16 protein-coding genes are annotated in these 19,915 nt (G+C 59.0%); 12 read left to right on the top strand and 4 right to left on the bottom strand.

Going from position 1 to position 19,915, the window contains the following annotated elements:
• Nucleotides 1–4: 4 nt before the first annotated feature.
• Nucleotides 5–1,882, bottom strand: a complete 1,878-nt coding sequence (locus tag HXX25_RS10345) for a RyR domain-containing protein (RefSeq protein ID WP_187165842.1) — start codon at nucleotides 1,880–1,882, stop codon at nucleotides 5–7.
• Between the two features lie 427 nt (nucleotides 1,883–2,309).
• On the opposite strand from HXX25_RS10345, the gene HXX25_RS10340 reads away from it, so the two are divergent.
• From HXX25_RS10340 to HXX25_RS10315, 6 genes are all read left to right on the top strand, one after another.
• Nucleotides 2,310–3,638 (top strand): ATP-binding protein, encoded by a 1,329-nt coding sequence (locus tag HXX25_RS10340; protein WP_187165841.1) that lies wholly within the window; start codon nucleotides 2,310–2,312, stop codon nucleotides 3,636–3,638.
• 120 nt (nucleotides 3,639–3,758) lie between these two features.
• Nucleotides 3,759–4,829, top strand: coding sequence for a galactose-1-phosphate uridylyltransferase (locus HXX25_RS10335; protein WP_187165840.1), 1,071 nt, complete (start codon nucleotides 3,759–3,761; stop codon nucleotides 4,827–4,829).
• Complete coding sequence (locus HXX25_RS10330; RefSeq protein WP_187165839.1) at nucleotides 4,826–5,866, top strand: galactokinase family protein; 1,041 nt, start codon at nucleotides 4,826–4,828, stop codon at nucleotides 5,864–5,866. The genes HXX25_RS10335 and HXX25_RS10330 overlap by 4 nt, the downstream gene beginning before the upstream one ends.
• Nucleotides 5,863–6,840, top strand: coding sequence for a UDP-glucose 4-epimerase GalE (gene galE, locus HXX25_RS10325; RefSeq protein WP_187165838.1), 978 nt, complete (start codon nucleotides 5,863–5,865; stop codon nucleotides 6,838–6,840). The genes HXX25_RS10330 and galE overlap by 4 nt, the downstream gene beginning before the upstream one ends.
• Complete coding sequence (locus tag HXX25_RS10320; protein WP_187165837.1) at nucleotides 6,837–8,894, top strand: alpha-galactosidase; 2,058 nt, start codon at nucleotides 6,837–6,839, stop codon at nucleotides 8,892–8,894. Before galE ends, HXX25_RS10320 begins: the two co-directional genes overlap by 4 nt.
• Nucleotides 8,894–10,855, top strand: coding sequence for a beta-galactosidase (locus HXX25_RS10315; RefSeq protein ID WP_187165836.1), 1,962 nt, complete (start codon nucleotides 8,894–8,896; stop codon nucleotides 10,853–10,855). The genes HXX25_RS10320 and HXX25_RS10315 overlap by 1 nt, the downstream gene beginning before the upstream one ends.
• On the opposite strand, the gene HXX25_RS10310 is transcribed toward HXX25_RS10315, so the two are convergent.
• Both HXX25_RS10310 and HXX25_RS10305 read right to left on the bottom strand, forming a co-directional pair.
• The gene (locus HXX25_RS10310; protein ID WP_187165835.1) at nucleotides 10,852–12,291 is read right to left on the bottom strand and encodes an SLC5 family protein; all 1,440 of its coding nucleotides are present in this window, start codon (nucleotides 12,289–12,291) and stop codon (nucleotides 10,852–10,854) included. The two genes, HXX25_RS10315 and HXX25_RS10310, sit on opposite strands and share 4 nt — an antisense overlap.
• Nucleotides 12,292–12,431: 140 nt before the next feature.
• On the bottom strand, nucleotides 12,432–13,406 hold the full coding sequence (locus HXX25_RS10305) for a Gfo/Idh/MocA family protein (protein WP_187165834.1): 975 nt from the start codon (nucleotides 13,404–13,406) through the stop codon (nucleotides 12,432–12,434).
• Between the two features lie 377 nt (nucleotides 13,407–13,783).
• On the opposite strand from HXX25_RS10305, the gene HXX25_RS10300 reads away from it, so the two are divergent.
• The 5 genes from HXX25_RS10300 (at nucleotide 13,784) to HXX25_RS10280 (ending at nucleotide 18,337) form a co-directional block, all read left to right on the top strand.
• A complete protein-coding gene (locus tag HXX25_RS10300; protein WP_187165833.1) occupies nucleotides 13,784–14,347 on the top strand; it encodes a hypothetical protein in 564 nt (187 codons plus the stop codon).
• A gap of 164 nt (nucleotides 14,348–14,511) precedes the next feature.
• Entirely contained in the window at nucleotides 14,512–15,402 is an 891-nt protein-coding gene (locus HXX25_RS10295; RefSeq protein WP_187167819.1) for a glycosyl hydrolase family 17 protein, read from the top strand.
• Nucleotides 15,402–16,361 carry a glycosyl hydrolase family 17 protein gene (locus HXX25_RS10290; RefSeq protein ID WP_187165832.1) on the top strand — a complete coding sequence of 320 codons (960 nt, stop codon included), beginning with the start codon at nucleotides 15,402–15,404 and terminating at the stop codon, nucleotides 16,359–16,361. Before HXX25_RS10295 ends, HXX25_RS10290 begins: the two co-directional genes overlap by 1 nt.
• A 74-nt stretch (nucleotides 16,362–16,435) precedes the next feature.
• The gene (locus HXX25_RS10285) at nucleotides 16,436–17,458 is read left to right on the top strand and encodes a LacI family DNA-binding transcriptional regulator (RefSeq protein WP_187165831.1); all 1,023 of its coding nucleotides are present in this window, start codon (nucleotides 16,436–16,438) and stop codon (nucleotides 17,456–17,458) included.
• Nucleotides 17,459–17,527: 69 nt separating this feature from the next.
• Nucleotides 17,528–18,337: a family 16 glycosylhydrolase gene (locus HXX25_RS10280; RefSeq protein ID WP_233346642.1), complete on the top strand. Its 810-nt coding sequence runs from the start codon at nucleotides 17,528–17,530 to the stop codon at nucleotides 18,335–18,337.
• A 4-nt stretch (nucleotides 18,338–18,341) separates the two neighbouring features.
• Here HXX25_RS10280 and HXX25_RS10275 read toward each other — a convergent pair whose 3' ends face one another.
• Complete coding sequence (locus HXX25_RS10275; RefSeq protein WP_233346641.1) at nucleotides 18,342–18,785, bottom strand: VOC family protein; 444 nt, start codon at nucleotides 18,783–18,785, stop codon at nucleotides 18,342–18,344.
• A 91-nt stretch (nucleotides 18,786–18,876) separates the two neighbouring features.
• Between HXX25_RS10275 and HXX25_RS10270 the strand changes: the two genes are divergently transcribed.
• The gene (locus tag HXX25_RS10270; RefSeq protein ID WP_187165830.1) at nucleotides 18,877–19,749 is read left to right on the top strand and encodes an aldo/keto reductase; all 873 of its coding nucleotides are present in this window, start codon (nucleotides 18,877–18,879) and stop codon (nucleotides 19,747–19,749) included.
• Nucleotides 19,750–19,915: the final 166 nt, after the last annotated feature.

Genomic DNA, 19,915 nt, shown 5'->3' with positions numbered 1-19,915 from the left:
AAGCTCAGAGCCGACCCATTGCATCGAAATCAACCTCCGCCGCTTTCAGCGTTGCGCGATCTTCGGCCCGCTCGGGCGGAGGGGTCAAAAAGCGCGCGCTGCGCTGCAGCCCGTCACTGCCTGTGCCTATCCAGTCGGCCAGCCGGGCGACGAGCCGGATGTCGTATGCGGCAATGTCGGGTGGCAGCTCATCGAAGGGAACGAGGTTGGGGTGGGTTCGCTTGAGGTTGTCGCGGGTCGGGCCGTATCGCCATCCGTCAACGAGGCGATCGGCACTCCAACGGTCATGTTCAAGCCTGGCGATATTCATTAATTCGGTTGCGTTGCGGAAGAGCTTTTCGCCCGTGCGAATGGTCGGGCGATCAAGTTCGATAGAAAATTCGCGGGTCAGCGGACTGATGTCAAAACCGAGGCTGGCAAGCTTCGCTTGCGTGTGAGCGACGGCTCGCCGGTTTGAGTTTCGGAAGCGTTCCTTGAGCTTTGGCCACGGTGCTGCAGCCTCGCCGCCCGACTCGAACTTCAAATATGTTTCATGAATTTCCTTCGCAAGCCGATCCGGTTCCCGGTCCAGGAGTCCGCCCGCAGTATTGATATCGGCCCATGACCCAAAGGCGATGAGCTCGCAAGATTCGAAATTCCCGCCGCCAGGGTGCACGGGCAAGCCAGCTCCGTCGCGCGCCGCGATGAAGATCGGCGCCTGGAAAAGCGCATTGCGTTGAGCCTGCTCCTGCAAGCCCAACGCGATACTCAAAGGCGGTGCGCGCTCGCCTGTCGTGACATAGGCGGCCGTTACTGGAGCCACAGCAACCCGCTCCTCGAGAAGCGTGCACGCCGCATTATCCATCGTCGCAGCATCGCATTCGATGAACGAAATATCGTAATGATCGATAATGCCGGGATAGCGTAGAGCAAATTTCGTGCTCTTTGCCCGGGCTTCAAGGTCGAGCACCGTGATCATCGGTCGGTCGAGAAAGGAGACCAGATTCGTATGCAGCAGGTCACGCACGAGTGCTTCGCCCAACCCACCCAAGCCGGCAATAAGAATGTGGATCCGGTCCTGGCCGGAACGCTCGGCAATAAGGTGAGCGGGATGACGGTACAAGACAGCCCGTGCCGAAGCCGAGTGCTCTGAAACCGTAACAAGCAAGTCTCCCTGGCCGCTGGCAGCGGCTTCGTGTTCCATCGCATGATGCACATGTTCTGCGAGCCACGGGTCGCGCACAATCGCAAAGACCGGAGTCTCTGGCCGTCGTCGGGCGGCTTCCAAGGCGGTCTCGACGGTCGCGGCTTCATCAGATTCTGATATGACGATCCGGTCGGCCCAGCGCAGGCTGTTGAGGGTCAGTCCAGCGTTCAACCGGGCGTTCCGGGGAAGTGTGAGCACGCCATCCCACTGGTGTTCGACCTCGTGGGCGTGATGGGTTACCGGAAGCTTCCGGACCGCAGCCCAGTCCTCGGCAAACTTACGTGCAATTACGGTATCACCGAATACCACTGCGTGTCGCGCCCGCATCATCGCCTGAAGACGTATCAGGGGTTCTCTGAAGACGGTAAGCGCCGCCTTTACCACCGCTCCAAGTGCGACAAATGCCCCCGTCCAGCGTGCAGTATAGAGTTGATTCTGTATGGAAGCAGGCAGATTCCCTGTTTCCACGATACCCAGGTTTCGTAACCCGATTCCTGCATATTCATCTCCAAATACGAAGGCCCGCAGCGCCAGATAGGCCGCTTGCGAAATGCGTTCCCACCCGGTCAAAGATGTCGGCAAAAGGGCATGCCAGGCAGAAAAGGCCAGCGCGAACGTCACCACAGTGCCGACGAGCAGCAAAATGCCGATCAGGTGATTGCGGATCGTAACGAAAAACCGACGCACCCTGTTCATGGCACATACCTCATTCCGGTGATGCCGGTCCGGTGGTTCGACGGTGTGACGCCGGAGATAGGTGCCGAAACGCGGGCTTCTTTCATTGCTCCGGCTCTCTGTCTTCAGCGTTCAGGTGACGCCCGGAGAGATCCGGATGGCTGAGCTGGCCGCGTTGTTCTGTCGGTGCGTAACAAACGATCATGATACCCCAAACGATGGTGTGATCCTGCAGAGGTACAAGCTTTATCAAAGAGATTGCAACCTCGTTCAGAGCCCATGTGGCGCGATCAACGACCGCGTGCTGACCGCCTGAACGTGTTTATCGTGATTTCCGAGAGCCGCCTGCTGTCGCCCGGCCGCGACCGAACAGGCAGGTTTAGGGCGCCGTTTACCAAGTTCCCTGAAGAGTGGCTTTTCTGGACGCGCGTCGGAAGTGATATTGCCAATGAGCGAGAACAACATCTGGGAAGACAGCTTTCTGATCCGCGCGCGAACGCGGTCATTCGTCGCGTTCGCTGTGGTCGGAGGCGGGCTGTCCTTTCTCTCCAGCTTCATCTATCTGCTCGAGGCGTTCTCGGACTATCCGGTCTTTACACTGGGCACGACGCTTGGCCCCCTCATTCTGATAGCGGCTCCACTCTATTTGCGTCTTGGCCTCGACCTTGAACGCACTCAGACATTTGTACTCGGTTTCGCGGTCATTTTCTGTGCCTGGACCATCTATATGGCCGGCGGCCTGATGACGCGCGCGCCATTTTTTCTCGTGGCGATCTGTGTGGCGTCCTCACTCACCACAACATGGAAAAAGGCTGCGGTGATCAATGCGGCAACCCTGGGCCTTTTGATCTGGGGGCATTTCCATGGCGTGGCGGCCGGCACCGGACTTGATGAGGTGATGCCAACCCTTTCCTATGCCGAGATCTCGATGTGGACGCTTGTCAGTCTGGTGCTTGCATTATTGCTGGCGGGCGTTGCGACCATTTTCTTTGTTGTTGAAATGAACACGGCAGCGGCCCAGCTGAAAGCGGCACGGGTAAGGGCGGAGCTGGCCAACACTTCAAAATCGGAATTCCTCGCCAATATGAGCCATGAAATCCGAACGCCCATGAATGGCATACTCGGTATTGCCCAACTCATCCAGCAAACCGGTCTGGACGAGAAACAGCAAAAATATGCAGAAATCATTGAAACCTCCGGATCGGCCCTGCTGACGATCATCAACGATATTCTGGACCTGTCCTCGATCGAGGCTGGCAAACTTCAGATCGAATCATTGCCATTCAGCGCTGGCGAGATTGCTCATGACGTCGCGAAGCTGCTGGACATCTCGGCCCAGGGCAAGGGGTTGGAGCTTTGCGTGGATGTGAAGCCGAATGTGCCGGACGCCGTCAATGGTGATCCGGGACGGATTCGTCAGGCGTTGACCAATATTGTCGGCAATGCCGTGAAATTCACGGAGCGGGGCCATGTCCGGATCGATGTCGATTGCGATTCTGTCGAACAGGGTGTGGCGTCCATAATGTTCACAGTCACGGACACCGGCATCGGCATTCCGTCGCACAAGCTTGACCAGGTGTTTGATAAATTCACCCAGGCAGAGGATTCCATCTCTCGCGATTTTGGCGGAACCGGGCTCGGTCTTGCCATCACCCGCAGTCTCATCAACGCCATGGGCGGTGAAATCGAGGTTCAATCGAAACCCGGTGTGGGCTCGGTCTTCACGATCCGGTTGCCTCTGGAATTGACGGCCGAAAGGCCAGCGCTTTCAGGATAGCTGCTGCCGGTTCAGGCAGAACCGGCAAAACGCCCCGGCCTTCTTATCGTGATCGACGGCCAATTGCCCGTTGAACTTCCGTGTCAATTGCCTAATCCTTCTCGCGGGGAGAGCGTCTGGATGTGTGCTGCCAGAATTGAGGGTCGTTCATCGGCGTATTACCGTCGGCATCACGCCAAGGCGGATGGGCGCTCGCTATATCTCTACGGCTATGCGCCCCATGAGGGAGAGGCAGGGCCCGAGTTTGACGAAGCTGTTTCATCGGGTTCCGAGATGCGGTTTCACCCCCTGCGTCAGGAGTGGGCGCTCTACTCGCCGCATCGCCAGAACCGGACGTTCAAGCCATCTGACGCGGCCAATCCGCTGGCCCCGGCCCGGCCCGGCGGTCCAATGACAGAGATACCGTTTTCCGACTTCGAGCTGGCCATATTCGGCAACCGCTTTCCGAGTCTGCATCCCGAAGCTCCGGAGCCGTTCTCCGCGCCCTGGAAGGCGAGACCGGCTATTGGCGATGCCGAAGTCGTTGTCTTCTCACCGGCGGCTGAAGGCTCGCTGGCGACAATCGGGCAAGCGCGACGGATCTTGCTGGTCGAGGCCCTGATTGATCGCTATCAGCATCATTTCAGCGCCGGGGCAGCCTATGTCCTGCCGTTCGAAAATCGCGGAGAGGCGGTCGGTGTGACGCTGGCTCATCCGCATGGGCAAATCTATTCATTCCCCGTTATTCCCGAGCCCCAGGCGCGTGCGGCGGACGCCTTTTCGCAGGGATATGATCTGGAAGGCGATCGTCAGGACTGGGGCGCCGAATTCTCGGTGGCGGATGCGGGTGGGGTTTTCTCCTATTGCCCCCCCTTTGGCCGCTTCCCCTACGAAACCTGGCTGTCCACACGCGCGCGAAAACAGGGGCCCTGGGATTTTTCGGCTGACGAAGTGGATGGCCTGGCATCGCTTCTGGGCGATACCGTCGCCCGATACGATCGACTGTTTGACCAGCCCATGCCCTACATGATGAGTTTTCACGGAGCCCCGAATGGATTGTCGAAGGGGTTTCAGTTTTCCGTTCAGTTCTACCCGATCATGAGATCTGCCGGCCGGCTCAAATACCTCGCCAGTGTCGAGCAGGCGACCGGCGTGTTTACCGTTGATGTGGACCCGAGGGCGGCGGCTGCAGATCTCAGGCAAGCGGGATGAGGCGACAAAGCTGGACGCCGGGCCGGGTCAATCTGATCGGGGAATGGATCGACTTCAATGGTGGCCTGGTGCTGCCGGCAGCTCTGCCGCTCGGCGTGACGGTGACAACCACGGCCTTGCCGGGAGTCCGGGACCGCGTCAGCTCGGCGCAGTTTGACAACGTGGCTGAGGGGGATCTCGATCAGCCGGCTTCCGGACAGTGGGCGGATTACGTTTTCGGAGCGTTACAGACGGCTCGTGAAATGGGCTGGGTGGATGGCGGTATCCGTGTTCATCTTGATGGCGACATTCCTGCGGGCGCAGGCGTGTCCTCCTCGGCCGCTGTGACCGTCGGGGTGCTGGCCGCACTCAAGCCGGATGATGCCGGCCCGAAGGAAATCGCTCTTCTGGCCCGCCGGATCGAAAACGAGTTTATCGGCGTACCGTGCGGGATTATGGATCAGATGGCCGTTACCCATGCGAGGCCCGGCGAACTGATCGCACTGGATACGATATCACTGGGTGTCGAGACCCTGCCGATTCCGAAGGACTGGAGATTCGCCGTGATTCACTCGGGAGTGGGCCGGCAGCTGGCCGATGGTCAGTACGCCGAAAAACGCCGTGCCTGCCTCGCGGCTGCGGAGAAGCTGGGGGTCGACTGGCTGTGTCAGGCGACGAATATTGATGACCTCGACCCGCGGTCGCAGCCGGTAGCCCGACATGTCGTGTCAGAGCACAAGCGGTCTGTCGCGGCGCTGGAAGCGGTCCGGCAATCCGACATCTCGACCTTTGCAATGACAATGAATGAGAGCCACGCATCCTTGCGGGATGATTTCCTGGTTTCGACCGCCGGGATCGATGATCTGGTCCGGGATGCGACACGCCTTGGTGCCAGAGGTGCGCGGCTGACCGGGGCCGGCTTTGGCGGATGTATCGTCGCTCTGCTCGGCGCCGATGCACCCGAGGACTGGTGGGGCAGGCTGAATGCGGCTTGTCCGCAGGCCCGGCTTGTCTGTTGGCTGAATTCCGAGAACGCTCATGCCGGAGGTTTGAAATGAATATTCTTGTTCCGGGTGGTGCGGGATATATCGGCTCGCATGTCTGCAAGGCGATCGCAGCGCGTGGTGATACGCCGATCGTGTTTGACAATCTTTCGGCCGGACATCGCGATTCTGTAAAATGGGGGCCGTTGATTGAAGGCGATATTCGAGATCCGAAGGCACTCGACCGCGTCTTCAGCCGGTGTCAGCCGGAAGCTGTCATACACTTTGCAGCCTCTATCGAAGTCGGGATCGGCGAACGCGAACCCCTGGCCTTCTGGCAGAATAATGTCGCGGGCACATTGAATGTGCTCGAGGCGATGGTCCGGCAGGGGTGTGAGGTCTTTGTTTTCTCTTCTACCTGTGCGGTCTATGGCCAACCCGACACACTCCCCATTCCGGAAAGCGAGAGCCGCAAGCCGGGCAATGTCTATGGCCGCACCAAGCTGGCGGTCGAACACGCTCTGGAAAATGTCTCGAGCGCCAGCCGGCTGCGCTTTGCCGCACTTCGCTATTTCAATGCTGCCGGTGCCAGCCCGGATGCCGCGATTGGCGAAAGGCATGACCCGGAAACCCACCTCATCCCCAATGCGTTGAAGGCAGCGGGCGGTTTGCTGGACGCGTTTCATCTTTTCGGCGATGACTATCCCACCCGCGATGGCAGCTGCGTGCGTGACTTCATTCATGTTGATGATCTGGCTACGGGGCATCTGGCGGCGATGGACCGGCTCGTGGCAGGTGGCGACAGTTTCGCCTGCAATCTGGGAACGGGGACCGGCATAACGGTACGGGAAGTGATCGAAGCCGTTGAAGCCGTCACAGGTCGGCAAGTGCCTCTGGTCGTTCAACCGCGTCGTCCCGGCGATGCCGCCGAGCTGTATTCCGATACACGCCTGTCCAGCTCCCTCCTCAATTTCTCGCCGCAACGATCGGACATCCGCACAATTGTTGAAGACGCCTGGCGGTTTCACCAGAAGGATTGGGACCTGTGAGGGTGCGGCTTCAAGGCCGGACGCTGTCGCTGATAGCCGAGCGGGGTGAGGATGGTGCGGCCCATCTCGTCTGGTTCGGCCGCGCATCCAACGCGCAGATGGCCAGGGCCGCTTCTTTCCAGCGACTGCCTGCCAGTCCGGATATTCCGACAGGTCCGGGCCTGATGCCGGAACATGGAAAGGGGTTTCATGGCATTGCCCAGATAGAAGGCTTTTGTCTGGAGACAGGCCGCCGCATCCGACTGAGCGATCCGGAGATCCGCGAGGCAAGCGACGGAATTCTTCTCGACGCTGAAGATGCCGCACTCGGGATTCGCGTCGAAAGCCTGATCCGTTTCGACGGGGATGCGCTTGTCACATCCTCTCGTATTGTCAATTCGGGCGCTTCGCGGATCTGCGTGCAGCGCCTTGCGTCCTGTCTGCTGCCAGCGCCTGATTGGGCGAATGTCGTGCTGAGTCAGGCCGGCGCCTGGGGTCGGGAAGGGCATAGTATTCGCACGCCCTGGACATCTGGCCGTGTTGAACAGGTGGGCCGTTCCGGTCGACCCGGATTTGACGGTGGGCCAACACTGACCCTGTGCGAAACGGCAACATCCGAGCATGCGGGTCGCGCCCTGACCGCGCATCTGGCCTGGAGCGGGGCGTTCCGGCTTGCTGCCGAGCGCGCGACGGATGGCCAGGGACAGATCCTGGCTGAGGCCAATTGGGCGCCGGGCGAATGCATCCTTTCATCTCTGGAAGACATGGAAACACCTCAAGCCTTGCTGGCGCTTTCCGATCAGGGCTTTAACGGCGTCTCACAGATTTTTCACGAGACGCTCCGTTGCCGCTCGCGGAAGGTGGCGCGGCTGGTCCATTTCAATACATGGGAAGCCCGATATTTCGCGGTCGATGAAGCCAGCTGTATGGCTCTGGCCCGACAAGCCGCGGCGCTGGGTGCAGAGCGTTTCATCCTTGATGATGGCTGGTTCAAGGGGCGTCGGAATGACCAGACCAGCCTGGGCGACTGGGTCGTTGATGGCCGGCAGTTTCCCGACGGGCTCCAGCCCCTTGTTGATGTCGTCCATCAGGAAGGCATGGAATTTGGTCTGTGGGTCGAACCCGAAATGGTGAGCCCGGACAGCGATCTCTATCGCGCACACCCGGACTGGGTGTTGGGCCATCCTGACGAAGCCCTCGCGACGGGTCGACATCAGCTTGTGCTCGATCTCGCCCTTCCAGAGGTGCAGACCTTTGTTTTTGACGCGATCTCGTCCCTGCTGGCAGCGTATCCGATCGGTTATCTGAAATGGGATTGCAATCGCGACCTCTATCCGGCCACGCGCATGGGGATTGCGCGTGCAGCCGCCCAGACTGACGGGCTTTATGCGCTCATGCAGCGGATCACTGCAGCGCATCCTGTTGTCATCGAAAGCTGCGCCAGCGGTGGGGGGCGGATGGATGCCGGCATCGCCGCGTATACCCAGCGTTTCTGGACCAGTGACGCCACGGACGCGATTGACCGCATCCGCATACAGCGGGCCGCCAGCCTGCTTTTCCCTGCGGAAATGTGTGGCGCGCATGTCGGCCCGAGCCCGAATCCTATGACCGGTCGATATGTCCCGATGAGCTTCCGCGTGCTTGCAGCACTCTTCGGACACTTCGGAATCGAGGCGGACCCGGAGACAATCCCGGAGGCCGATCGCGTTGTGCTGAGGCGCGGTATAGATATCTACAAGCGGCACCGCGACTGGATGGTGGAGGGGAGATGGATCCGGATCAGCGAGGCTGACAGTGATCCTGATGTCCAGATGTCTCTTTCCAGAGATGGCGGTCAGGCACTTTTGCGTCTTCTGCGGGTCAATACGCCCATGCGTCCCCTGCAGCCACGAATCCGGCTGGCGGGACTGGAAGCAGGGGCCATGTACCGCCTGAATGAAATCGCGCTTGAGGGCGAGGCCGAGCTCTGGCCTGTCGGAGAATTTTCCGGCGCGGGCCTTTTGACGGAAGGCCTTTTACTCGATCCGGGCCGCGCTCTGAGCGGGCGTTTGATTCACCTTGAAAGGATTACGTAATGCGTCTGGGCGTCTGCTATTATCCCGAACACTGGCCGGAAGAAATGTGGGCCGGGGATGCCAGACAAATGGCCGAGATCGGCCTGTCCTGTGTCCGGATTGGCGAGTTTGCCTGGGCCAGGTTCGAGCCCGAACCCGGCCGGTTTGAGTGGGCGTGGTTTGATCGCGCGATTGATACGCTTCACGGTGAAGGTCTCGGTCTGATCCTGGGGACACCAACGGCGACACCGCCCAAAAGGCTGATTGACCGGCATCCCGACATTCTGGCGCAGGATGCGCATGGCCGTCCAAGGCGGTTCGGCTCTCGGCGGCATTATTGCTTTTCCAGCGAAACCTATCGACGCGAATGCCGGCGGATCGTTTCGGAAATGGTCAAACGGTATGGCGAGCATCCCGGAGTGGTGATGTGGCAGACCGATAATGAATATGGCTGTCACGATACGGTAGAGAGCTATTCGCCCGCCGCAAAGGCGGCCTTCCGTCTCTGGTTAAAGGACCGGTATGGCGAGATAGACGCGCTGAATGACGCCTGGGGAACGACATTCTGGAGTCAGACCTATCGGTCCTTTGACGAGGTCGATCTGCCCGGCGCCACCGTCACGGAAGCCAATCCGTCCCACCGGCTCGATTTCCAGCGCTTCTCGTCCGATCAGGTGGCGCGCTTCAATCGCGAACAGGTCGATATTATCCGCCAGCACTCGCCGGGCCGGGAGATCACGCACAACTTCATGGGTGCGTTTACCGCTTTTGACCATCACAAGGTCGGGGCGGATATCGATATTGCGACATGGGACAGCTACCCGCTCGGTTTTCTGGATCTCAGCCCGGTGCCGGACGATCTGAAACGCTATTGGTTGCGCCAGGGACATCCGGACTTTCAGGCCTTCCACCATGATCTCTATCGCGGTTGCTCGCACAAATGGGGGGTAATGGAACAACAGCCGGGCCCGGTGAACTGGGCGCCCTACAATCCGGCGCCTCTCCCCGGTATGGTGCGGCTCTGGTCGCTTGAGGCAATGGCGCACGGGGCTGACCTGGTCAGCTGGTTTCGCTGGCGACAGGTGCCGTTTGCGCAGGAGCACATGCACGCCGGTCTCCAGCGGCCGGATGGCGAACCGGCCCCGGCTTATGAGGAGGCGCGACAGGTTGCCGAGGATGTTGCCAGACTCGGCATGATGCAGCCGGGCCAGGCGGATGTCGCGCTGATCTTTGACTATGAGGGCCAGTGGACACACATGGTCCAGCCGCAGGGTCGGGGGATGGATTTGCTCCGACAGACCTTCGACGCCTATTCGGCTCTGCGGTCCAACGGCCTGTCGATTGACATTCTCCCACAAAGCGCAGACCTGTCCGACTATAAGCTGATTGTCCTTCCCGGCTTGCCGATCATTCAGGATGCGCTGGTTGATCAGATCCGGAGCAGCCGGGCGCAAGTGGTCATCCTGCCCCGGTCGGGATCAAAGACGGGGACATTCCAGATACCGCCGGAACTTCCACCGGGCAAATTACGGTCTTTGAGCGGCGTCAAGGTCGTGCGTGTGGAGAGTTTGCGGCCGTCCATCATTGAGACGGCCCATTGGGCCGGCGGCGAGCTGCGTATTGTAAACTGGCGAGAGCACCTCGAACTGCCGCCCCCGGACAGTGAGCTGGGTGTTCATGTAGAAGCGCGGTTTGCCGATGGCGCGCCCTTCTGGGTGGAAAGCGACAATATCCATTATCTAGCAGGTTGGCCGGACCCCGACACGGCTTTCAACCTGTCTGGAATTTTTGCCAAACGCGCCGGGCTGGAGCCCAGACCGCTCGGGTTGAGTCTTCGTCTGCGTCGCATCGGCAGACTGGAGTTTGCGTTCAACTACGGCCTTGAAACCGAACCGCTCGAAGGGCTGCTACCGGAGACTCCCGACTTTATTCTGGGTGGCCCCACGCTTCCGCCTGCCGGGGTTGCTGCCTGGCGCAGCTAGCGCGGCATGCCGACGAACTCTTCCTTATTGCCGAGGATCAGCCGGTTATAGATCAGCGCAATGCTGATTGAGGCGATCAGCGTGATCAGCATCAGGTGAATATAGTGCAGCGGTGTCCAGACGAAGGTGAAGCACGCATAAATCAGCGTGCCGGAGAGCACGCCCGTCATGGCCGCGCCCGCGCCTACATTGCGGAAGACGAGCCCTACAATGAAGGCGGACAGGATTGGCATCGACAACAGTCCGAAGAGTTGCTGGACCAGATTGATGATGCTTTCCGCGCTCTGATAGATGGGCACGAGCAGAATGGCGAGGCCGACAAAGATCAGCGTGATTACCAGGTTCATCCGCCCCACATTGGGCGTGGAGTCAAAGTAGGTCTCGTGAATATCCAGGACGTAGAGCGTGGTCGATGAGTTCAGAACTGAATTGAAGCTGGTCAGAACAGCCGCCGCGATCATCGCGGCAAAAGCGCCTGACAGCCAGGGCGGAAGTACGGCCCCCACGATCTGCCCATAGGCAGCATCGCCCACATCACCAAACAGTTTGAATGCAACAATGCCCGGAATGACAACAATCGCCGGTACGATCAGCAGCCGGATGCCCGCTGCGGCCATGACCCCTTTTTGCGCCTCACGCAGGCTGCTGGCAGCCATGGCACGCTGGGTAATGGTCTGATTGGTGCTCCAGTAGAAAATCTGGATGAAGATCATGCCGGTCAGCAGGGTGTGCCACGGTATGGGAGAATCATTGCCGCCAATCATTGTCAGGCGTTCGGCAGGTATCCCCGAGAGATCGAAATCAATCGCCATGAGGGACAGGACGACCACCAGAACCGCGACGCCGAGCACGCCTACGCCGGAAATGGCATCTGATACCGCAACGGCTCTGAGTCCGCCAAAAATGGCGTAGGCCGAGCCGATCAGTGCCAGGGGAATCGCAAAGCTCAGAATGGGCCAGTCGACGCCGAACATGGACTTCAGGAAGAGCGAACCTGTGTAGAGCATGACGGGGAGGAAAACGATTATGTTCCCAAGCAGGAAGAGCGCTGCGATGAGGGCGCGGATATTCCGGTCATTATAGCGCTGGCCGAGGAGTTCCGTCGTCGTCCTGCAGTTGTTCTTGTAGTAGATTGGCAGGAAGACAAAGGCGAGAATGATCAGCCCGACAACTGCAGAGAGTTCCCACCAGGCGAGCAGGGCCATCTGGTTTCCATTCATGCCAACCAGTTGATCTGTCGACAGATTGGTCAGCGTGATCGAGCCCGCGACCAGCATCCAGCCCAGACTGCGTCCGGCAAGGAAATACTCGCTCTCGTCGTCCCCCGCAGTCTTCTTCATTTGCGAGACGCGCCACCAGGTCAAAGCCCCGATCGCCAGAGTCAGCGCAGCAAAAATGCCGATCTGTAGCGGATCGAGCGCAAGATTTGTTGGCATGTGTGTCTCCCCGGTCGGCAAACTGCCCCCATCGCGGGTTTTATACAAGCCACTGGTGCGTCGGTTAGGGCCGGGTCTGACGTACACTTTGGGGGGTGGCCACGCCCCGCTGGAGGCTGTTTCAGCCGAATGCGACGCTGTTAGCCGGCTCGGGCGGCATCGCCAGCACTGATGACGTCGGCCATGTCTTCCTGAAGGGCAAGGCTGAGTGATAACGGTACGGTTTCCGATTGTTTCCGGCCGTTCAGAATGTCACGCGAGGCCGCTTCAATCTCGAACTCAAACCCGTTTCCCCTGCGCTGGTCATCAAACGATTCGATCAACGATCCGTCTTCGTAGAGAAAGGCCGATGTTGATCGCCAGAAGTCCGGAAGAACAATCCGGCCTCTGGTGCCAATCAGAACGCCCGTGTTGTCGAGATTGCATTTGAACGAGCAGGTCAGAAGTGACGTGATGTCCCCTGTCTGGAACATCGTGAAAACCTCTTCATCCACGCCGGTGGACGCCATCTTCAGAATGGAACTGATGTGATCGGGCCCTCGACCGAGCATCAAGCGGTTAAAGGCGATTGGATAGATGCCGATATCCAGCAAGGCGCCGCCTGCAAGGGCGGGATTCCAGAGGCGGTCCCGAGGATTGAACGCAGCGGAGAAACCAAAGTCCGCGCGAAGCTGCACCAACTCGCCGATCCGTCCGTCATCCAGCCATTCCCGCGCTTTTTGAATGGAGGGCAGAAAGGCGGTCCATAACGCCTCCATGAGGTAGGTGTCCTGATCGTGCGCCGCCCGGGCGAGTGCGCGGCAATCGTCCGGACTGGTCGTGAGGGGTTTCTCGCAAAGCACGGCCTTGCCTGCGCGTAAGGCCGCCAGGGATTGTTCCAGATGAAAGCTGTGGGGCGTCGCGACATATATCGCGTCCACGTCCGGATCCGAAAGCAAGGCTTCATAGGAAGCATGTGCGGCGGGAATTCCGAATTCGCGGGCAAACGAAATCGCGCTCGGTCCTTGCCGGGCACCGACAGCATGAAGCCCGGCGGTGGGCGCAAACCGGATGTCGGCGGCAAACTGCCGGGCTATTCTGCCGGCGCCCAGAATGCCCCATCGAACCTTTTTCATTGCGTCCGCCCCCGTATTCTGAATCCACAACTCGCCAATCGTCCGGGGAGTTCTCTTTGACCCTATGTTTAAATCCATCATTCGAACACCCGCTGCGGGGCGAAATGGTTGCCGATCATAGCCGGGCCTGATGTTGGGATTTACCCCGCCAGCGTTTGTTGCCGATCCCTTCGATCATATGCCAGACAGTCGCCAGACAGTCGCCAGCGGGTCCGCCAGGCACACGCTCGATATTCCAGCCGGACGACTCCGCTCGCGCTCGTCTGATACGGTTTCCGGGAAGACGGCCAATGGGCGCGGCGATTTTGGTCTTGAGCCGGGCTGGTGATATCGCTAACATTTTGGCGGTGTTTTCAGGAGAAACCGGGGATTTGATCATGACTGAGAAGCGCACAAACAGGATGGCCGCCGTTTTTGTCGCGGCGATTATCGGATTGGGCATGACGTTGCCGGGTGTTGCGTCCGCACGGGTGAACGAAGCCCTCAACGATCGCATGTCCGTGCGCTGGGATACAGAAGGGCGCGGCGTGCGCCGGAGCATTGTTGAATCGGTAACGGCTCCCGGTGGTGCGGCCCTTGAGGTGAGCATTCGTCGCCGCAATCAGGAAGCCTGGCGTTCGCGCGTCACCGTGCCCCTGATTCGCGATATTCAGGCCGGAGATACCGTCGAGGTCCGCGTCTGGGTGCGTGCTGAATCGCCGCTCAACTCCCTGGGAACGGGCAATGTTGACCTCCAGATCGTGCGGACCCGAGAGCCCTATGACAACATATTCAGCGAGAATATCCGCCCGACGAGCGAGGGCCAGTACTATACGGTTCGCGGCGTCGCGAACTCGGATTTCGACGCGGAAGATGTGGTTTTCGGCGCCAATCTTGGATATGGCCGTCAAACGATCCAGTTCGGTCCCATCTTTGTCACCCGAATAGACCCCGAAGAGTAGACTGGCGGCGCGGGATCGCCTGCGCACCGGACCCGCATATTCGAGAAAAGTGACCGCGATTCCGGGCCTGTCCGGAATATGCGCTGTTTCGACTTGTCAAATGTCCAACGTTGTCATAGTGGAGTTGGCGCTGTTCAAACGTTCGATTTCTGATGGGGATGATGATGTCCAATCCGTATTATCGCAAGCTGAGCCTGATGGGCATGGACCCGGCCACGACCGGCGAGGCTGTCATGTCAAAACGTCTCCGGGAAATCCTTGACGAAGGTCTGCACGGGCTGGCCTTCAGTCCCTATACAGACGGGCAGGACAACACATGCGAGATCCCGGCCGAACAGATCCGTGCGCGCATGGCCATGCTGGCGCCCTATACGCGCTGGGTCCGGACATTCTCCTGTACCCGCGGCAATGAACTGGCTCCGGCTATCGCCTCCGGGCTGGGTCTGAAGACAATGGTCGGTGCCTGGATTGATGATGACCTCGAGAATAACGAGATTGAACTCGCCAACAGTATCGAGATTGCCAAACAGGGGCATGCGGGCATTCTGGCGATCGGCAATGAGGTCATGCTCAGGAAAGAGCTCACCGAGGACCAGTTGATCGCATACATCGAGCGGGCCAAGGCGGAAGTGGACGTACCGGTCGGCTATGTCGATGCCTATTTCCTGTTCGAGAACCATCCGCGAGTGGCCGATGCCTGCGATGTCATCCTCGTCAATTGCTATCCTTTCTGGGAAGGCTATCCGATCGAGCATGCGCATATCTATATGCGCGAAATGTACCGGCGTGCTCAACGCGTTGCCAAAGGCAAGAAAGTCATTATCGCCGAAACGGGCTGGCCGAATGTCGGAACCCGGGACCGGGGCGCAGAGCCGTCGAAAATCAACGCCATGAAATATCTTATCGAGGCCGTGGAATGGACGCAGGAGGAAGGCATCGACCTGTTCTATTTCGCCGGGTTTGATGAGGCCTGGAAGGTTGCCAAGGAGGGCGATGTCGGTGCGTTCTGGGGCATTTGGGACAAGGATGGACATCCGAAATACCATATGTCCTGATGTTCGGTTTCTTCAGATCCCCACGAAAATTCGCACCGGAATTCGCGCCCGCCATTTGCTATTCGGGCTATCGCGATGGCCAGAGTCCGCCATCGGGTATTTTTCCATCCTATGATGAAATTTTCGAGGATTTACAAATCCTTGCGCGTCACTGGCGATATATACGGGTCTATGACTGCACGCCTCATGCCGCTACGGTTCTGCGGGTCATAAGAGACAAGCGTCTGCCGCTGAAAGTCATGCTGGGCATGGGTTTGCAGGCAGAGATCAATAATGCCTCCTGCCCTTGGGGGGGTGTCTATCCGGATGACGTTCTGGCGGCGAACCGCCGGAGCAATAATGCAGAGCTCCGCGAGATGATCGCCCTGTCCCGCAAATACCGGAAAGAAGTTCTGGCGGTCTCGATCGGCAACGAAGCCAGCGTTGACTGGAATGATCACATGGTCAGCGTGGACCGGCTCATCCATTTTGCGAAAACGCTGCGCCGACGTGCCCGTCATCCCGTGACATTCTGCGAGAATTACGTGCCGTGGACGGGAAAACTCGATCCGCTGGTGCCTTATCTGGACGTGCTGAGCGTTCATACCTACCCGGTCTGGGAATACAAATCGATCGATGAGGCCATGGCCTATACCGAAGCGAATTTTCGAGCGGTAAAGGACAGGTTCCCCGAAACGCCGGTTGTCATTACCGAAGCCGGATGGACAACACGCGCCAACGGGCGCGGGATCGAACCGCACAATGCCTCCGAGGATCTGCAGGCTCGCTATCTGGCGCAGCTCGAAGCCTGGTCCGGGGAGCAGGGTGTGATCACTTTTGTGTTCGAGGCGTTTGACGAGAGCTGGAAAGGGTCCTCGGACCCTGACGAACCCGAGAAGCACTGGGGTGTGTTTACCGTCCACCGCAAGCCGAAGCGCGCCGTGGCAGAGCGTTTTGCCGATCTGGCCGAGGTCAGGTAGGACTTGTCAGCTGGCTTGCGCTTTCGGTCTTCTATCGTCGGCAAACAAGCAATGGGCAGGTCCGGGGAGATGTAATGGTTACAATCTTCGATGTCGCAAAAAAGGCCGGCGTGTCGATCAAGACCGTGTCCCGGGTATTGAACCATGCCACCAATGTCCGATCTGAAACCCGGAAGAAAGTCCAGCTTGCGATGCGGGAGCTGGACTATCATCCAAGCTTTGCCGCCCGCGAGCTCAGAAGCGGTCAATCGAGAGCCATCGGTATCATACTGAGTGATTCGAGCGGGGGTTTTCAGGGACGCTTGCATATGGCCGCCCTGCAAGCATGCCGTAATGCGGGTTGTTTTCTGACCGCCGGCCTGATCGACGAGAATGATGACAACTGGACGGATGAACTGGCTGCCTTTACCAGCCGGACGCGGGTCAAGCGAATGATCCTTGTTCCGCCTTTCTGTGATTCAACCCTTTTGCACGAACAGCTCATTGCCGAGGACATTGCCTTCACCCTGATTTCACCCTCCATCATGAATGAGGGGGCTGTATCCCTCGGTGTGAATGAGGAGCAGGCCGGCTTCGAGATTACACAACATCTGATCGCTCTGGGACATACGAAAATCGGCCATATCGCCGGCATTGCCGGTCATGTTGCAACCCAGTTCAGAAAGGCGGGTTATCTCCGCGCGCTGTCGCAATCAGGCCTCAAGGTCCGGGATGGCTGGATCGGTGATGGAGAATTCAGTTTTCGGGACGCGTTGACGAGCGCGCGCAAGATGCTTGCCGACGCCGATGACCGGCCAACTGCAATCTTTGCCGCCAATGACGAAATGGCGGCAGCTGTTTGCTACACGGCCAACAGTCTCGGCCTTTCTGTACCCGATGATCTATCGGTTGCGGGATTCGATGATGTTGCGATTGCCACCACGATATGGCCGCCCCTCACGACGGTCTCCCAGCCTTTCGATGTGATGGCTGAAGAAGCGGTCAGGCGCTTGATTGATACGGACCCGGACGCCCAACACGGTCTGAATTCGACGCTGGAATGCCGCCTGATAATCAGGGGCTCAACAGCCCCGCCTCCGTCCGCGAGAGAGTTGTAACGTACAGGCCAGTTCATTTTTCAGACGGCGCATCATTTTGGCCCGTCAGAGAAGATCAAGGGATCCGAAGTGTCAGATAGCAAACCGACTGAAGCGTCATCCATCCTCTTTGAGGACACTTTCAATGGTCGCGAACTCGACCGCAGTCTCTGGAATGTCGAGGGACCGGTCTTCTGGGTTAACCGGGAGGCGCAGGCGTATATCGACTCGCCGGGAACTGTCCGCCTGCTTCCTGAAGGCAGCATTGCCGGCGCAACCGGTGGTGTCCTTGAACTCAGAGCGCGCTACTCAGCCGGATTCCAGACGCCGGACGGGCGCTCCGTCGATTTCGTGTCCGGACGGATCGATACGCGCGACAAGTTCGATTTCACACACGGGCGGGCGTCGGCGCGAATCCGGCTACCCGACACAGAGGGCGTCTGGCCGGCCTTCTGGATGCTGGGCAATGGCAGCTGGCCGGAAACCGGCGAGATCGACATCCTGGAATATGTCGGTGAATCCGACTGGGTCGGCGTGGCGGTTCATGGCCCTGGATATTCCGGCGAGACGCCTCTGGTGAACAAGTATTTTTTCGAGGATGGCGCGACCGCGGCCGACTGGCACATATATGAAGTTGAATGGGACCCGGAGACGATCCTGTTCAAGGTGGATGGACGTACGATCTACCGGGTTACCCGGCCCATGGTCGAGCTGTACGGAAAATGGCGTTTTGACACGCCGAAACACCTCATTTTGAATCTCGCGATCGGCGGCGAGTACCCGTACAAGGTCAACCGGTTTAAGGCGCCTTATTACGGTTTGCCTCCTGCCAGCGCAGACCTTATCCGCCGCGAGGGGGCAGCTATCCAGATCGATTGGGTGCGCGTCGAAAAAATCTAGTGCGTCAGTCCGACGGCTTGTCCATCCGCATCCTGCCGGCCGTATCAATGGTCACAAAAGGGTTGAACGCGATTTCCCAGGGATGACCGTCAACGTCCGCAAAATATCCCGAATATCCGCCCCAGAAAACGGCTTGAGGCGGTTTGAGGATATCGACATTGTGTGCGGCCAGCTTTCGAAACAGCTGGTCAACCTCCTCGGCGGAGCCAACATTGTAGGCGAGCGTGAAGCCGTTGAAGCCCCTTCTTTCCGGTGGCGTGATCGTCAGGCTGATGTCCTCGGCCAGCTTGCCGACTTCATAAAGGGCGAGCGCATACCCGCCCAGATCGAAGAAGATGCAGTTCTCGCGATCATCGGTCTTCCAACCCAGTACGTCAGTGTAGAAACGCCGTGATGCTTCAATGTCCGCCACCCCCAGGGTAATCACACTCAGGCGCTGTTGCAGCATATCTGGACTCCTGTCTTGCAGGAGAGGTTATAAGCAGTGTCCGGTGGCGGCCAGCCCGCTTGCTGCCAGGGCCGATGGAGGGAGATGCCAGATGTCATTTATTTGGGGCAGCATGCGCGCAACGGCTTCGCCGGAAACGGCTACACCCGGTGCTCTGGCGACCTTTCTGGGCCGCTGCGCGGATATGGGATGCTCGCAGATCGACCTTGCCGATATTTACGGCAATGGACACAGTGAGGCTCTGGTCGGTGAGGCCTTGTCCAGCTCAGCGGAGCTTCGAGACCGGTTCTCGCTGATTGCCAAGTCTGCGGTCGTCTTCGCGTCCGAAGGCAACGGTGCCACGGCTCACCATTATCGCAATGATGCCCAACATCTGGAGGACTCCCTGTCGACCTCTCTCCGTCGCCTCAGGACAGAGGCTGTTGACATATTCCTTGTGCATCGGCCGGATTACCTTCTCAACTTCGATGAGCTGGCGACGGCCCTGGAGCGCATGGTGCAATCGGGCAAGGTCCGGCAGGTCGGCGTATCGAATTTTCCATGCGAGCGCCTGAAAACTCTGGGCTCGCATCTGTCTCTGCCCATTGCGCATCACCAGCTCGAATTCTCGGTGCTGGAAACATCCTGTCTGGACAACGGCCTTCTGGACGATGCCCAATCGGCGAAACGCGCTGTTTCCGCCTGGTCGCCCCTTGGCGGCGGTCGTTTCTTTGATCCCGGATTTGCTCCCGCTGACCGCGTGAGGACGGTGCTGGAACAGATCGCTGATGACGGGTCCGAAGATGGCATTGCCGGCGCCGCGCTGGCATGGGTGGGCCATCATCCGTCGGCGCCGGTTCCGATTCTGGGCGGTACGCAAATAGAAAGAATGGAACGTCAGGTGGCCAAGATGACAGCCACCCGTTTTGACAATGAGAGCTGGTATGCGGTTCTGGAGGCTTCCAGAAATCAGCCGGTCCCCTGACTTTTGTTGTTCCACCGCGCAGAGTGCGGGAATCCGGCCTGACCGGAATAATCCCGGCCCTGCCCTTTGTGGAATTTACTCTCTCGGCAATTGCCTGCCGATAATGACAAGGTTGGACATTTTTATTGACAATCGGGTTCCCGAGCCTGATTACTGGGAGAAATCT

The organism is Hyphobacterium sp. CCMP332, from assembly GCF_014323565.1.
GTDB lineage: Bacteria > Pseudomonadota > Alphaproteobacteria > Caulobacterales > Maricaulaceae > Hyphobacterium.
The sequence above is the reverse complement of the archived record's forward strand: the minus strand, read 5'-3'. Positions and strand labels throughout refer to the sequence as shown.